The organism is Pedobacter sp., assembly GCF_041645105.1.
Classification (GTDB): Bacteria; Bacteroidota; Bacteroidia; order Sphingobacteriales; family Sphingobacteriaceae; genus Pedobacter.
In genome coordinates, this window is sequence record NZ_JBAZQQ010000001.1 from 1246282 (window position 1) to 1262131 (window position 15850).

At 38.1% G+C, this 15850-nt stretch carries 11 protein-coding genes; 10 read left to right on the forward strand and 1 reads right to left on the reverse strand.

Annotation, left to right across the window (positions count from 1 at the left end):
* Window positions 1–221 precede the first annotated feature (221 nt).
* The 3 genes from WC623_RS05325 to WC623_RS05335 are packed head-to-tail and all read left to right on the forward strand — an operon-like array spanning window position 222 to window position 5691.
* Window positions 222–3317 (forward strand): SusC/RagA family TonB-linked outer membrane protein, encoded by a 3096-nt coding sequence (locus WC623_RS05325; RefSeq protein WP_372848686.1) that lies wholly within the window; start codon window positions 222–224, stop codon window positions 3315–3317.
* Between the two features lie 12 nt (window positions 3318–3329).
* Window positions 3330–4901, forward strand: a complete 1572-nt coding sequence (locus WC623_RS05330) for a SusD/RagB family nutrient-binding outer membrane lipoprotein (protein ID WP_372848688.1) — start codon at window positions 3330–3332, stop codon at window positions 4899–4901.
* Between the two features lies 1 nt (window position 4902).
* Complete coding sequence (locus tag WC623_RS05335; RefSeq protein WP_372848690.1) at window positions 4903–5691, forward strand: DUF4397 domain-containing protein; 789 nt, start codon at window positions 4903–4905, stop codon at window positions 5689–5691.
* A 115-nt stretch (window positions 5692–5806) separates the two neighbouring features.
* Here the strand turns inward: WC623_RS05335 and WC623_RS05340 are convergent, their stop codons facing one another.
* A complete protein-coding gene (locus tag WC623_RS05340) occupies window positions 5807–6553 on the reverse strand; it encodes a DeoR/GlpR family DNA-binding transcription regulator (RefSeq protein WP_372848692.1) in 747 nt (248 codons plus the stop codon).
* A 260-nt stretch (window positions 6554–6813) separates the two neighbouring features.
* On the opposite strand from WC623_RS05340, the gene WC623_RS05345 reads away from it, so the two are divergent.
* Genes WC623_RS05345 through WC623_RS05375 form a run of 7 tightly spaced genes read left to right on the forward strand, consistent with a single transcriptional unit; the run spans window position 6814 to window position 15800 of the window.
* Window positions 6814–9846, forward strand: a complete 3033-nt coding sequence (locus WC623_RS05345; RefSeq protein ID WP_372848694.1) for a SusC/RagA family TonB-linked outer membrane protein — start codon at window positions 6814–6816, stop codon at window positions 9844–9846.
* Between the two features lie 17 nt (window positions 9847–9863).
* The gene (locus WC623_RS05350; RefSeq protein WP_372848696.1) at window positions 9864–11405 is read left to right on the forward strand and encodes a SusD/RagB family nutrient-binding outer membrane lipoprotein; all 1542 of its coding nucleotides are present in this window, start codon (window positions 9864–9866) and stop codon (window positions 11403–11405) included.
* A gap of 5 nt (window positions 11406–11410) precedes the next feature.
* The gene (locus WC623_RS05355; RefSeq protein WP_372848698.1) at window positions 11411–12196 is read left to right on the forward strand and encodes a hypothetical protein; all 786 of its coding nucleotides are present in this window, start codon (window positions 11411–11413) and stop codon (window positions 12194–12196) included.
* A 36-nt stretch (window positions 12197–12232) separates the two neighbouring features.
* Window positions 12233–13792, forward strand: coding sequence for a PKD domain-containing protein (locus WC623_RS05360; RefSeq protein ID WP_372848700.1), 1560 nt, complete (start codon window positions 12233–12235; stop codon window positions 13790–13792).
* 24 nt (window positions 13793–13816) lie between these two features.
* Complete coding sequence (locus tag WC623_RS05365) at window positions 13817–14854, forward strand: glycosyl hydrolase family 18 protein (RefSeq protein WP_372848702.1); 1038 nt, start codon at window positions 13817–13819, stop codon at window positions 14852–14854.
* Window positions 14855–14870: 16 nt separating this feature from the next.
* Window positions 14871–15548, forward strand: coding sequence for an N-acetylmuramoyl-L-alanine amidase (locus tag WC623_RS05370; protein WP_372848704.1), 678 nt, complete (start codon window positions 14871–14873; stop codon window positions 15546–15548).
* Between the two features lie 36 nt (window positions 15549–15584).
* Window positions 15585–15800 (forward strand): hypothetical protein, encoded by a 216-nt coding sequence (locus WC623_RS05375; RefSeq protein WP_372848706.1) that lies wholly within the window; start codon window positions 15585–15587, stop codon window positions 15798–15800.
* Window positions 15801–15850 lie beyond the last annotated feature (50 nt).

Sequence of the window (15850 nt, forward strand, 5' to 3'; positions counted from 1 at the left end):
GAATGTAAAAAAAATTATATCAATTAAGTTCGTGCAGTATTATGCGTGTTTTTGCTGGGTTTGCTTTGATTTAACAGAAAATTAGTAAAAATTTATTGTTTTTTATGAAAATTCTTTTTTATATTTACTAAGAGCGTTGCATTTTATGCGGGTTAGAGCGTTTTTGCAATTCTCGGATTATTGCCAAGTATAGTTCTAAACCTTTATTAAAATCGGCGTTTATGAAAAAAAAACTACTCCTAACTTTAGGTTGCTTTTTGTTCTTCGCACATGTTTTTGCGCAGCAAAAGACAATTACAGGTAAAGTCATCTCGTCAGCAGATGGATTACCGATACCAGGTGTTTCCGTAAAGTCTAAAACTACTCCCGCTGTTACCCAAACTGCTTCAAATGGTATCTACAGCATTCAAGCGAAACCAGGAGATGTATTATCTTTTACTTATATCGGCATGATTTCGCAAGATAAAACAGTAGGAAGTTCTTCTATTTTAAATGTGACACTTCAAGAAGATAATCAGTCTCTAAATGAAATTGTGGTTACCGCACTGGGTCAAAAATCTACTAAGCGCTCTATTGGTACTGCCCAACAACAGGTAAGTGGGGCTGTTATTGCTGAAACACAAAGAGAGAATTTTATTAATGCATTACAGGGGCGTGTCGCAGGAGTTGAGGTAACAAGTACTTCAGGGGTTCCGGGGGCTTCAGCTTCGATTACAATCAGGGGGATCAGCTCTATAAGTGGAAGCAACCAGCCTCTGTTTATCGTGGATGGTTTACCGGTAGACAACAAAACCTTAAATACCTCTGCTTTTTATTCTGAAAACAGTTCAACTACCAGTTTTGCTAACAGAGGCGTGGATTTTACGAATAGGGCAGCGGATATCAATCCGGAAGATATTGAAAGCTTGGTTGTCTTAAAGGGCCCCGAGGCTGCGGCGTTATATGGTATTGATGCTGCCAACGGGGCAATTGTGATTACAACCAAGAGAGGTAAAGCTGGTGCAGGGGCGATTACTTATAACAATAGTTTTCGTGTCGAAAAGACATCTACAGTGCCTGAATTACAAAGGGAATTTAACTTAGGGTCATTTGGCTCGCCAACTACAGATCGATTGAGGTATTTTGGTCCCAGGTATCTGGAAGGGACTAAATTCTATGATAACATAGAAGGCTTTTTTCTAACGGCATTTACTCAAAAACATAATTTGGCTGTAGAAGGTGGCAGTGATGTCGTTAATTATCGTGTTTCTACTTCTTATACTGCGCAACAGGGAGTGGTTCCCGGATCAGATTACAATCGTTTTACTTTGATGGGCTCAACGGGAGGAAGGATCAATAAATGGTTGAATGTAGATCTATCCATGAATTATTCCTATGCTACGAATAATCAGGCATTCAAAGGAGATGGCGGGCCATTGATTGGATTGCTTACCTGGCCACAAAATGATAATGCGAAGGATTACCTAACGCCTGCAGGTACCAGAAGAAGATTGATTGATGGGGCTAATCAAACCCTTGAAATTGAGAATCCTTATTTCAATGTCAATAAAAATAAATCAACTACAAAAAATAACCGTATAATTTCGAATTTGGGATTCGTCATTACACCAGTTAAATGGTTGTTCATAAAAACTAATGTTGGTATTGATGCCTATAATAATAATGCTTTGGTTTTAAGTCATCCAGAGAGTAGAAGAGGTGTTCTTAAATCGGGAATCATGGATATTGCCAATGACAATACCAGAAATATAAATTCTCAGACCTTAGTTAACTTGACGAAGCAGAATATTACTAAAGACCTCACCATTGACGCTACAGTAGGTAATGCCATAAAAGCATTGAATTCAAATATTGAAAGTTTGTACGGTGAGAATTTTCTCGATCCTAACTTCATTTCAATAAACAATACGACTACTACTCTTAGAAATGCAAAATCTTCAATCGGCAGACAAAGGGTAGTGAGCTTATTTGCCAGAACGACACTTGGTTACAAAGATTATTTATATGTAACGCTTACAGGAAGAAATGACTGGACATCTACTATTCCTGTAGGAGCGAATTCATTTTTCTATCCTTCAGTTTCGGGAAGTTTTGTGTTTACGGAAATTCCGGCTATTAAAGAAAGTTTAAGTAAAATATTTACTTCAGGTAAGTTGAGGGCTGCTTATGCAAACGTTGGTAAAGACGCTCGTCCATATGCTTATAAACCTGCGTTAGAAAGTAAAACAACAGTGGGCGGTGGCTATGGCTATGGATTTACTGGACCTAACCCTAATCTTGTTCCTGAGTTTGCTAGTTCTTATGAGTTAGGTACAGAATTGGCATTCTTTAATGATCGTTTAGGACTTGATTTAACAGTGTACCGCAAAGAAACGAAAGATCAGATTGTGAATGACATCAGAGGTAGTTATGCTACAGGCTATATTTTATTTAATTTGAATGGAGCCAAAACAAAGAATGAAGGTTTAGAGATAAGCTTGAGAGGGACACCTGTTAGAAACACAAATTTTTCATGGGATATTATGGCCAATTTTGAGGCTGCAAGAAGTGAAGTGCTGAGTTTGCCAAATGGTTTGCCTGAGTCATATGTTTCTGATACCTGGTTGTACGGTAACGTGCGGAATGGTGTGACTGTTGGTTATTCTACCCGGTCGCTTACCGGACTTTACTATCTGCGGAACGATAAGGGGGATATCCTGATTAATCCTTCGTCCGGACTGCCCGTTCGCTCTACTATTTTTATAGAAAGAGGATATGACCGTCAGCCTGATTTTTCCTTAGGGATTACTAATACTTTGAGGTATAAAGATCTTTCGTTATCTTTTCTGTTAGACATCAGAAAAGGTGGAGATATTTTAAATGCTACGCAAAGTCTGCTCACACAGTTAGGATTGTCACCGATGACGCTGGATCGTCTAGAGCCAAGAATTGTTAAGGGGGTGATGAGGGATGGTTTGGAAAATACAGCAAATCCTACTCCAAATAATATTTCCATTGTACCATTTTATCAAAATTTATATTATCAGGAAATGAGTGAAGAGCTGTTCATTGAAAAAGATATTAATTGGATACGTTTAAAAGATGTCACACTGCAATATAAACTGCCAGCGTCATTCTTAAAAAAGCAAGGTTTTGTTAAAAATGCAAGCGTGTTTTTTACCGGAACGGATTTGTTCTTGATCACAAATTATACAGGTCTGGATCCTGTCGTAAATGGTAACTCTGCTGCCGTAGGGGGATCAGGTGCTCAAGGTATTGATTATGGTAATTTTCCAATGCCTAAAGGATTTAATTTTGGTATCAAGGTTGGTTTTTAAAAGGACATTCATATGAAAAAGATATATGTAATATTGATAATGATGGCGTTTGTAGCTCTCGGAGGCTGCAAGAAGTTCTTGGATGTTAATGAGAATCCAAATGCTCCGCAGGTAGTGGAAGCAAATTTATACCTATCGCCCATGCTTCATTGGATGGTAACATCACCAACTTATGATGCACGTTTCGTAGGGCGTTATACTCAAAACTGGACTATTATTACTACGGCAAATACATGGGATCGGCAAGGCTATGATCCTGCTTCTGATAATGGAGGGCAAGTATTTAGGGATGTTTATTGGAGCCTAGGGCAGAATTTGGTGGATATGAATAATCTTGCTGAAAAGCAACAACGTTGGGATTTATTAGGCGTAGGACAGATTTTAAAAGCCTGGGGATGGTTGGCTGTAACAGATCTGCATGGTGAAGTCCCAATTAAACAGGCCTTTGAGAATAGAACTGCATTCGATTACGATACGCAGGAGTTTGCTTATCAGGAAGTTCTTCGTTTGTTGGATTTAGCGATTGCTAATCTCAAAAGAACTGATGGCGCTGTTAATGAAGGGTATCTCGCAAAAACAGATGTCATTTATAAAGGGAAAGCTCTAATGTGGGTGAAATTTGCAAATGGTTTGAAAGCAATTACGCTTAATCATTATTCAAATAAACCAACATTATACAAAGCCGACGAAATAATAGCTGCAGTAGATGCATCTATCAGTGATGCTGATATAGAGCAGCCTTTACTTGCTTATACAGGTACTGCAAATGATGATATTAATTTCTTTGCAGGTGCCAGAGATAATCTCACTAATTATCGTCAGACTAGTTTTATTCTTAGGCTCATGGACGGTACCCATTTTTCTGGAGTGGTAGATCCTAGAATGAGTAGGATGTTGTCTCCTTCTCCTGACGGTCAATATCGAGGGCTGACCATTGGTGCTGGTGTTGGTGCATTGACAACGGCTCAGCAACCTAATAACTTTTGGGGATATACTACGTTAGCTTTGTCTATAAGGACGCCTGCCAGATACATTTTTTCTAATAAAAGTAAAATGCCTGCATTTACTTATTCGCAGCTTCAATTTGTAAAGGCAGAAGCGGCTTATAGAAAAGGAGATAAAACAGTTGCATTGCAAGCTTATAAAAACGGCATTTCTGCTCATTTCAATTTTGTAAATGCACGAAATTCTGATGATGGTCAGACGCCTACACAAATTTTATCATCTGAAAAGGATGCTTACATGGCTTCTACTGCTGTTGTGCCACTTAGTGGTAACGATTTAACACTTACCCACATTATGCTCCAAAAATATATAGCGCAATGGGGTTATGGGCATATCGAACAGTGGATGGATTTGAGAAGGTACCATTATTTGGATCTTGATCCTGTAACAGGGGCACAAGTGTTTGCTGGCTTTGTACCACCAACAAGTTTGTACCCTGATAATGGAGGGAAGTTGGTTTATCGGATTCGTCCGCGCTACAATTCGGAATATGTTTGGAATAAGGAGGCGTTGGAAAAAATTGGTGGACTGGCAACAGATTATCATACAAAAGAAATGTGGATCACTTTACCTCAGTAATATGAAAAGAAAATGTCTAATATCAGCAGTACTTCTGCTGTCTACAATAATTTACTCATGCGACAAGACGGATATTCAAACTATAGATGGTCCGGTAAAAGCTACCGGGATCAAATTTTTTAATTTTGCTGTCAATAGTCCTGTAGTAAATTATTTCGCAAACGATATAAAGGTTTCCTCAGCTGTGTCAACTACAGGAGTGGAAAGTGGAACAGCTGGCTTAACTTATGGCACAGTTTACCCAGCTAATAATGCTTATGCAACAATAGATCCTGGTTTGTACGATTTTAAAGCCACTCGTCCTTCAACTGCCGTTGCAGCAGATAGGAATATTGTACTCAATAAACTTACGGCAAATGTAGTGGAGGGTAGGACTTATTCCTTGTATATGTGTGGCTTCTACAATTCTACTGCAAAAACTACTGATGCGTTTTTGATGGAGGATGTTTTGCCTCCAATAGATACTGGTTTCGCGTATGTTAGATTTGTGCATGTTTCGCCTAATGCAAATCCTATAGATTTTTATATGAGGCTGAAAGAAGCGCCGGGTACGGAAATCTCAGTAGCAAAGAATATTGCCTTTAAGTCAGGCTCAGCATTTATTAAAGTCCCTCAGGGTGTTTATTCATTGATTGCCCGTTATGTAAATACCGCTGGTGATGTAGTTATAAGAGATGACGTTTCTGCACTTAAATCAAATGTTTATACTTTTAGTTTGAGAGGTGATATAACAATTGGGGGTACCACTGATGCCAAAAGAAGATTCATTGATAATACACCGAATCGATAGTATTTTTATGTGCGCTAAGCATGGTAATTACCTATAAAATTAAGAGCGGCACATTTCATGATTTGTCGCTCTTTTGTATACAATGGCTTCCGGATTCGGTCCCTGTTATATGCTATTAAAGGATTTTTAGGCTGTTTCCTCTGTATGCATCTAATTCAGGTGTTTGAGGATTAAGTTCAGTGATTAAGTAATCAATGTTTTCTAAAGAGGCAACTTTTAACCTTAACGAAGTATCTAATTTTTCTGAAATACAAAGTATGCCTGTTTTCTTACAAGAGTTTAGCATAGCCTTTTTGAGTTGGTTAATCTCCCAGTCTGTATCTGTTAACCCATCGTGAGGATGTATTGCACTGGTTCCTATTAAACATAGATCTGCATTGATTTCAGCAAGCTGATTAATAACATGTCCGCCATAAGTTGCTAAAGAGTTCTTAGAGAAAATACCGCCAATAAGTATGACCTCGACTTTAGGATATTTAGCCAGTTCTATAGCAACAAAGGGGCTGATCGTAAAAAATGTGGCATTTAAGCTTTCGGGTAGGCGTTTTACAAGTTCAATTATTGATGTGCCTCCTCCAGTTAAAATAACCATTCCATCTTTAATTAATGGGATGGTTTTTTTGCCGATGATGATCTTTGCATCCTTGGCATATACTTCACTGTTGTTAAAAGAAGATTGGTAAGATTTTGAAAGCGCACCACCATGTACCTTTGATAGCTGTCCTTTTTCTGATAATTCTTGCAGGTCACGGCGAATGGTATCTTCTGATACATCAAGTAGATCGATAAGATCAGAGCTAAGTACGCGGTTGTGCAAGTTTATCTGGCGCATTATGAAACCGTGTCGTTCTTTTTTTAGCATGTTTAAAAAACTTAATTCCAGGTGAATGGAGTGCGAATGTAATTAAAAATGTCAAAGCAATTTATGGTTTATTTATGCAGGTTTGTGCAACATTAATTTTACAAATTAAGAAACTAAGATTAGGTTTTGCAGGTAAAAGCTGGAAAATATTATTGATATTTACTAATGTTTAGTTTTTGTGCAGGTATTTGCGTGATTTGGCCTTTTTGTCAGGGATGCTAAACAAAACAGAATTTGAACTATTAACCAAATAAGCTTTTATGAAAAAAAAATTACTCATGCTGTTCTTGAGTATGTTTTTGCTGACTGTTTATGCAATGGCACAGCAAATTACAGTGACAGGAAAGGTGTCATCTGCCGAAGACAAGCTAGGGGTTCCTGGAGCCTCTGTCAGAATCAAAGGTACATCTACAGCAGTACAGTCGAACATGGGTGGAGTGTACTCCATCAAAACTAAAGCCGGTGATGTATTACAGTTCTCTTACATTGGCTTTGAAACTCAGGAGAAAACTATTGGTGCTGCTACAACCATTGATGTTGTTTTAAAACCAGATGCCAAATCATTAAGTGAAGTAGTAGTAACGGCTTTAGGAATAAAACGGGATAAACGTACTCTTGCTTATTCTGTTCAGACTGTTAAAGGTGATGATCTTCGTGATGCAAATCAGTCCAATATCATAAACGGTTTGCAGGGGCAGATTGCTGGTGCCCAGATTACTTCTTCTGGAGGCTCACCAGGCTTGCCTTCTGAAATTATCTTAAGAGGTGTTTCTTCTTTAACTGGCGACAATCAGCCTTTAATGATTGTAGATGGCATAAGAGTTAGTAATGCATCTTCAGATGGTACAATTAACAGACTATCAGATTTTAATCCAGATGATATCGAAAATATTTCAATATTAAAAGGGGCTGCTGCTGCTGCGCTATATGGTATTGATGCAGCTTCTGGTGCAATTATCATTACCACCAAGAAAGGAAAGTCTGGAAATATTCAGGCAAACCTAGGTTATAAATCTTTTATAGAAACCGTTGGTCGTACGCCTCAACAGCAAAGATTGTATACTTCTGGTACAGGAAGTGGTTTTGATGAAAGTTCGATTTCATCGTGGGGAAGAAAATATAGAAGTGATGAATTAATCTATGATAATATTGACCGCTTCTTTAAAACAGGAATGGTTCATGATGTTAATTTTAATGCCTCTGGTGGAGCAGAAAAATTTAATTACTATATGTCTGGTAATTACAATAATGGATCTTCTATTATTCCTAATACTGAAACAGATAAGTTTTCGATGTTGATAAAGGGGTCAGCTCAGTTGGCTAAAAACCTTGAGTTAAATGCATCCGCTAACTATATTAAGAATAATATCAAAGAAGGAATTGTTGGAGGGAGCTCTGGTGGTTATGCCAATGGTATTTATATGTATCCACTTCGTTATGACATCAACAGGTACCAGTATGAAAATGGAAATCCTTTCTATGAATACTATGAAAATAGTGGCTCTGAAGAAACGGCTAGGATTTCGCCGATGTGGGGGGTAATGAGAAACCCTAGAAATACAGGTACTCAGCGTATTGTTGTTAATGGTGAACTTGCTTATAAAGCCAATGAGTGGATCAATTTGTCATTCAGATCAGGACAGGATTATTACAATCAGGAGTTTTCAAATATTACTGTTCCAGGTACACCTGGGAGTTATATGAAAGAGGGTCGTTTATATCAAACCAAAGGAAATTATAAGTATCAAACAAATATTTTTAACAGTACTTTTGATAGAAATATCATTAAAGACTTAAGAGCTACTTTAATTTTAGGGGCCAGTTCAGAGTATTTTGAAGCAAGCACAAATTCTTTTACAGGTACAGGTTTTATTGTGCCTGATATCTATAGTGTAAATAATATTCCAGCGACTAACTTAATAACGGCTGAAGGCCTCAGAAAGAGACAGCGATATGCTATATATGGTGACTTTAAGTTAGACTATAAGAATATGCTGAGTTTTGGAATAACAGGTCGTAATGACTGGTCGTCTACACTACCGATAAATGCCAGATCATTTTATTCGCCTTCATTCTCGGGTAGTTTTACTTTTTCTGAACTGTTTGAAAATAAAGACAGTTGGTTTGGTAAGCTTAGAGCCAGCTATGCTAAAGTTGGTAAGGATGCGCCAATTTATGCTACTTATACAACCTTATCTCCATATTATGGTATTGGTGGGGGGTATCAGAATAACCCTACTATTGGTGGTAACACAAACCTGGTGGCTGAGACAACGAGAGAAAAGGAATTTGGTGTTGAATTTAGGTTATTTAAAAGCCGTTTAAATATAGAGGCTGCATATTATGACAAGGAAAGTCATGATCAGATCGTAACGGCGAGGGTTCCGCTTCCAACTGGATTTGTTAACCAGACTTTTAATGCAGGTAAACTAAGAAATAGAGGTTTCGAATTATCCTTAACTGGAGTTCCAGTGAAAACTAAAGACTTTACTTGGTCTGCAACATTGAACACCTGGATCAATAGATCTAAAATGCTAGAATTTCCGGGGCAGATTGAAGTGTTCCCTTATACTTTTGGAAACCCTTACAATGCTGCAAAAGCCGCATCTATGCTAAATATGCCCGTATTGGGCATTGTAGGAACGGATTACTTGAAGAATGAGGATGGTTATACTGTGATTGGTAGTGATGGATATCCGGTAATTAATAGTGTAAATTCAGCACAATATATAGGCAATCGTGAGCCTAAGCTAAACTTTGGCTTGTTGAATAGATTTAATTATAAGGATTTCTCCCTTTCGTTTTTATGGGACTTCCGTTTCGGGGGAGACGTGTATAATGCTACACGTTTAGGAATGACTTCGAGAGGTATTTCTAAGGAGGTTGGCGACTGGAGGGACCAATCCTTTACTTTTAATGGAGTGGTTTTACAGGATGATGGTTCTTATGTTAAAAACACCAAACAGGTTCCACTTGACTACAAGTACTTCGTTGAAAATTATGCTGTTACAGGGACTAATTTTATCGAAACAGTTAATTGGGCAAGGGTAAGATACATCACTTTGGCTTATTCGCTTCCAAAAAAATATACAGATAGGTTAAAACTAGCTAGGGTAGGAATTGAACTATCTGCACAGAACCCTATTCTGATTACAAACTATTCAGGTGGTGATCCTGAAGTAAATAGTGCTGGACCAAATGCAGGCGGTGGCGGAGGTAGTACTATGGGGGTAGATTATGGTGCTATACCGCTATCAAGATCTTATTCAATAGGTATATCCGTTGGGTTTTAATATTATCAGTTAAGATTATGAAAAATATATTTAAATTAATACCAGTACTGCTTATCGTCATTTTGACTTCCTGCAGTAAAAATCTGGACATCAATATAGATCCAAAGCAACCGGTAACGACTGCGCCAAATTTGAGATTGCCTGCGATATTAGGTAATATGGCTTATCATTTATATTCCCATGCTAGATTTTCTTCTTATCATTCCTTTTATATAACCAGTCGATACAACACAAGCAAGATTGAGGCGTTGTGGAATTATAATGATGTAACTCGTTTGGGTGCTTGGCGTTGGCATTATTTCGACGTAGGTAGTAATTGTTTGGGTATGATTGAACGTGCTGAGGTGGATGGGACTTATAATTACAGAGGTGTAGGTAAAATTATGCTAGCCTTTTCTTATTTAACAGCAACTGATTCTTTTGGTGATATGCCTTATAAAGAAGCGTATAAAGGTATTTATTACCCTAAGTACGATACTCAAGAAGTTGTATATGCTGAAATAGCTAAGTTACTTAACGATGGAATTGCTGATTTGAATAAGTCAAATGCATCCGATCCTACCATGAATGGAACTGCAGATTTGATTTATCAGGGAGATTTGAGTAAATGGAAAGCTTTTGCTGAAGCAGTGAAAGCCCGGTTATTGTTGCATACTGCGAATTTTCAGAATGGATATGACGCAGTGCTTTCGACTGTAAATACATCTTTAAGTGGGTTTTCGGATGCGGTTTTTAAGTATCCGACTACACCTACAAAGGATTGGGAGCGGAACATGTGGGGGGCTTCTATTGCTAGGCCGGAATGGAATTTTGCTGAGATTGTAAATATGTTGAACAATTCTGTTAGTACAGATCTGTTTATGAATTATATGACGGTAGGAGAGCCTGGTTTGAAGTTTGATCCAAGGCTATTTAAGTTAACAACACCAGGTGTGAAAAATACTTATTATGGTGCGAAAGCGTCAGAAGGATTAGTAGTGCCTAATTGGCCTGTGCCAATACCTCCAGCAGAGCCCGTACCTCCTGTTATGGATGATTTTGCTAATTTATACAATGGACACTGGACTGCTGATAACTCACCATTCCCATACATTTTAAAAGAAGAGTTGTATTTTATTAAAGCGGAGGCTGCATTTTATAAAGCCGATTTTGCCACTGCTTTTGATGCCTATAAAGAAGGGGTAAAACTGAATATGCAAAGGTTAGGTGTAGCAGAGTCGGAGATTACGGCTTACTTGGCTTCTTCAAAGATAAAACAAGATGCGGCATCGCTTGAGATTAGTGATATTATGGTTCAGAAATATATTGCATTGTACCTACAAGCTGAAACATGGGTAGATCTTAGAAGATATGGTTATAACGCTAAAGCTTACCCAGGGATATATTATCCTGCTAAAGCTTCAAGTGAATGGGCTGGTAAATGGATACAAAGATTGCCGTATGACAATCAAACAGAATACATTTACAATCCTCAAGAAATGGCAAGGCTAGGTGCTACAGCTAGAAACTGGGTATTTACGCCTGTTTGGTGGGCAGATAAATCTACACTTAAAAATTAACGGCTATGAAAAGATATATAATGTTCTTGATGGCAGGGTTATCGCTTTTTTCGGCCTCCTGCAAGAAGAATAGTTCAATGGATTTACTAGGGAAACAAAGTGGAGGTTATAACCCACAGTTAAGCGTTTCCTTAAGTAACAAGACACCTTTGGTTGGTGAGGTAACAGTGGTTACTGCAACGACTTCCCAACGAAAAGACAAGATTGCTAAAGTAGAATTTTCTCATACTCTGTCAGAGCGTTTTGGTGTGGAGTTATCTTTGGCGAATACAGTGATCAAAACGTGGGATGCTGAAAAACCCATTATGGTAGTAAGAGATACCATGGTAAGAGATGTAGTTTGGAAAACGATAAGTAGTACTAATAATGAGTTGGATAATTATTTTGTTACGCTTTCGAACAACTATGTTGTGCCTGTTACATACGATCGTTTCATTCAAACGGATGGCAAGTATCCATCTAATGGACCTGAATTATTGCGCAAGCTTCCTAATGAAGCATTTGAGATTGTTAAGAGTCAGCTAACCTTTGTAATCGGGGTCGCAGATTATGTGAAATTATTTCCTACTGCACCTGATGCTAATTTTGTAATTACAGGCGGGGTAAAAACAGCAGTTTCCGCTATTGGTAAAACTTATCTTAGAGATAACTTGACCCGAGAACTATTAATTAGCAATGGCTTAAAGGAAATTAAGAAGCATGGAGCCCTAACTGCATTGATAATAGTTAAGGTAACTACCGCAGACGCTGCCCAAACCACTATAAGTAACAGCATTGAATCCATTTACTAAGTTTTAGTCATGAAAAAATATAGGTTTTTATATATAATGTCCTTACTTCTGTTTTTTGCAGGTTGTAAAGAAGATGAGGTTGGCAGGATTGCACCGGAAGGTGATTTTGCCGTGAATTTTACATTACCAGAAGGTGTGGTTACAGCCCCGGCGAAACTTGTTCTCACCAATAGGTCGAAATACTCCGAAAAATATCTTTGGAAATTTCCCAAAGGAGTAGCGTTAACCAAAGAAGGGTTAACGGATAGATCTACTAGCGAGAGTTTGGTGCCAGATACAGTATTTTATAGCTTGCCGGGAGAATATAACGTTACTTTACTTGCTTGGCAGGGGGGTAAGGTAGATTCAATTACAAAATCTGTTACTGTAGTGAAAATGCAACCGCAGATTGTACCGCCTGTTAGTATTGGTATAATGGGAGAAGTTCAATTTAGTGCCAAAGTGTTTAAATATCCTGGTGTTGATGTAAGCTACTCATGGGATTTTGGAGAGGCAGGCTTAACTTCAACAGAAGCAAATCCGAAGGTTATTTTTCAAAATGAAGGAATACATACGGTTAAGCTTACGATTAATGATGGGCAAGAAAGTTTGACTGCTACTGTTGATGTCGTTGTAAAAGGAGAGCTGGTTAAAACGCTGTATTTTACGGATGCAAAAACTGGTAAGCTTTATAAGAAGCGTTTTACTGTGTTGCAGCAATCTAATCCAATACAATTGCCATTAAATACGGGCTTGCATCCCTGGTCTATAACGGTGGCCGGCGAACGTCTAGTAATCTCCGCTACAGGCGCTAATGCCTATTTTACTGGGGCGGCAGCTGATGGTAGAATTTACTCTGTGGATTTGAACGGAGGAAATGAAAAAACGATCACTCGTGGTGTGGGAACAGGTAATGACGACCCTTTTGCAAGTACTGTAGATAATAGCGGAACTGTATGGTGGATGTCTAGAAATGCGAATACGCCGGGAATAAGAACGTTGCCTCTGACAGCAGAAGATGTTGCGTATCCAGCAACTAAGTTTGTGTTAACAGCTGCCCAGGCAGGAGCTACCAGTGTTTACGGGTGGCTTGATGGAGATATTCAAAATGTCAATGGAAATATTTGGTATACAAAACAAGGGTCTGCCGGAAAAGGAATGTTCAAGCTTACAGACAAGGGAGTATTTATTGAAAGTATTGCAGCGCTAAAAGATGTTAAAATCAGAAGTTTCGCGGTAGATACTAAAAACAGTAAAATCTATTTTTCAGTAAACTTTGCTAGTACAGGATTTTCTAAGGGTTTGTACGTGAGTAATATTGATGGTACGAACCCACAATTGATCGATGCCTTAGCTAGTTTCTCCGAAGAGGGAAATCCGAACGAACAGACTTATGTGACTGCCATTGTGGTAGACAACGCACCAGATGATGGTACTGCAGGTTATGTTTATTATGGTTATAGAGACATGACGGAGGTTAGTAGCACAGGAGTACTAGCGGGCACTGGAGCAAATTCAGGTATTAAGCGTTATGCTATAAGCGGTGGCAGTCAGCCAACATTTTTTCTGAAAGGATTTATTCCTTATGGGATTGCGATAGACCATGTAAAACGATAAATTAATTATTGTAATTAAAACATTATGAAAAAAATTATATACATGTCACTTACTCTGATTGCAGGATTACAGTCTTGTAAAAAGAGTGTGAATTGGGTGGCTGATGATTATAAAACCCCGGGTGTCAGTTATGAAGTGCCTTCTGGAGCGTATGTGGCAGATAACAATTTTAAAATTGTAGCCTATTATGCTGAAGCTAACGAACCCGATTCAATTGCAGATGAAAAATATAAAATGATCACTCATTTGCATTATGCTTTTGCCTATCCGAATGCTGATGGTACAATAAAAGCTTTAACTAAACCTGCTAATTTTACTAAGGTGATGAAAAAAGCAAAGGAAAATGGAGTGAAAAGAGCAGTTTCATTTGCTGGGACTGAGACAATCTATTCGGCAATAGCAGCGGATCCTATACTTCGTTCTAAGTTGGTTAAAAACATCATAAAAATGGCATTAGAAAATGATTTGGATGGTATTGACATCGATTGGGAATACCCACGTTCTAACTTATCCAATGACATTACCTATGAGGCTTTTATGAAAGAGTTGTCCGTTGGCTTGCATAAATATCATAAATATTTAAGTTCTGCTGTCACTGCTGGAGTTTATGCAGGGGGTGTTAAAGACGGAATAAATAAAGCTGCTATAGATGCGACTGATTTTGTTAATTTAATGGCTTATGATGGTGCTGGTTGGTCGGGCGATTCAAATCATTCGTCGTATAAATTAGCTGAGGACGTATTGAATGTCTGGCTGAATGAAAAAGGTTTGCCTAAAGAAAAAGCAGTTTTGGGTTTCCCTGCATATGGTAAAGATACAGGGAGTCCAGCAAAGTCTATGACTTACAGGAATTTGTTGATCAAAGGGGCAAGCTCTGATCAGAACTCTTTTACCGTGGATGGCGTTTTGTATTACTATAACGGTGTTCCGCTTGTTAAAAGTAAAGCAACTCTTGCTAAAACAAGAGCTAATGGGATGATGATGTGGGAGTTTTATCAGGATACTAATGGTGGAAACTCGCTACTTAAGGCAGCGAATGATGCTCTTGGTAGAAAATATTAGAAATTAATTTGAAATAATGAAATATACTATAAAACAACTTTTGCTGATTATATTATGTAGCTCTGCCGCCCTTAATTTAAGGGCGCAGGCTACTTTTAGAATATTCGATAAGCCGATTATTTTTGATGAAGAGCGGAAACAACTTTCTTTGGAATATTTGGAAAAGCGCCATGGATTAAAACAAACGCAACCGACAATTAAGCCGGTTATGGTGGTTTTACATTGGACAGTTATCCCTTCAGTCGAACAAACATTTAATGCGTTTAATAAATCAAAATTGCCTGGTGCACGTAAAGAAATTGCTACTGCAAGTGCATTAAACGTTTCTTCGCAGTTTCTTATAGATAGGGATGGGACGATTTTTAGGTTATTGCCTGATACTGTTTTCGCCCGGCATGTAATAGGATTGAATTACTGTGCAATTGGGGTTGAGAATATTGGTAGTGATAAGAATCCTTTAACGCCAGCACAGCTTGTTGCGAATGAACAACTCATAAGATATCTTAAAAGTAGGTATCCTATTGAATATGTGATTGGCCATTACGAATACACTTTATTTAAGAATACTTCTTTGTGGAAAGAGACAGATCCAGCCTATATTACACACAAAACAGATCCAGGTATCGATTTTATGAAGAGGCTTAGAGCACAAATAAAGGATTTGAATTTAAAAGGCGTACCTAGTTACAATTAAGCGGTACAGTATTATAATTATTTCTATTTTTGCAGTATGGCAAACTTTACATTAACTCCTGAAACCTGGAAAAAGGTTAAAATAAAATTTCTGAGAAAATACCGTGATCTGGCACAGGTTGATCTTGCTTTTGTTCCTGGTCAGGAAGACCAGTTGGTTACTCAATTAATGGACTTGGTAAAAAGAGATCGGAGCTATGTAGAATTCACTATTCAGAAGGCTTTAGCCGATCCTGAAGGCAACAGACTTTAATTGCATTTGTTGCGCGCTTTTTTGTAAATTTACCATCAACAGACTGATGA

Bases quoted from the DNA above. Each gene is read 5' to 3' on its own strand.
- WC623_RS05325 (WP_372848686.1), top strand. From the start codon at position 222: ATGAAAAAAAAACTACTCCTAACTTTAGGTTGCTTTTTGTTCTTCGCA.
- WC623_RS05335 (WP_372848690.1), top strand. From the start codon at position 4,903: ATGAAAAGAAAATGTCTAATATCAGCAGTACTTCTGCTGTCTACAATA.
- WC623_RS05375 (WP_372848706.1), top strand. From the start codon at position 15,585: ATGGCAAACTTTACATTAACTCCTGAAACCTGGAAAAAGGTTAAAATA.
- WC623_RS05355 (WP_372848698.1), top strand. From the start codon at position 11,411: ATGAAAAGATATATAATGTTCTTGATGGCAGGGTTATCGCTTTTTTCG.
- WC623_RS05345 (WP_372848694.1), top strand. From the start codon at position 6,814: ATGAAAAAAAAATTACTCATGCTGTTCTTGAGTATGTTTTTGCTGACT.
- WC623_RS05350 (WP_372848696.1), top strand. From the start codon at position 9,864: ATGAAAAATATATTTAAATTAATACCAGTACTGCTTATCGTCATTTTG.
- WC623_RS05370 (WP_372848704.1), top strand. From the start codon at position 14,871: ATGAAATATACTATAAAACAACTTTTGCTGATTATATTATGTAGCTCT.
- WC623_RS05340 (WP_372848692.1), bottom strand. From the start codon at position 6,553: ATGCTAAAAAAAGAACGACACGGTTTCATAATGCGCCAGATAAACTTG.
- WC623_RS05330 (WP_372848688.1), top strand. From the start codon at position 3,330: ATGAAAAAGATATATGTAATATTGATAATGATGGCGTTTGTAGCTCTC.
- WC623_RS05360 (WP_372848700.1), top strand. From the start codon at position 12,233: ATGTCCTTACTTCTGTTTTTTGCAGGTTGTAAAGAAGATGAGGTTGGC.
- WC623_RS05365 (WP_372848702.1), top strand. From the start codon at position 13,817: ATGAAAAAAATTATATACATGTCACTTACTCTGATTGCAGGATTACAG.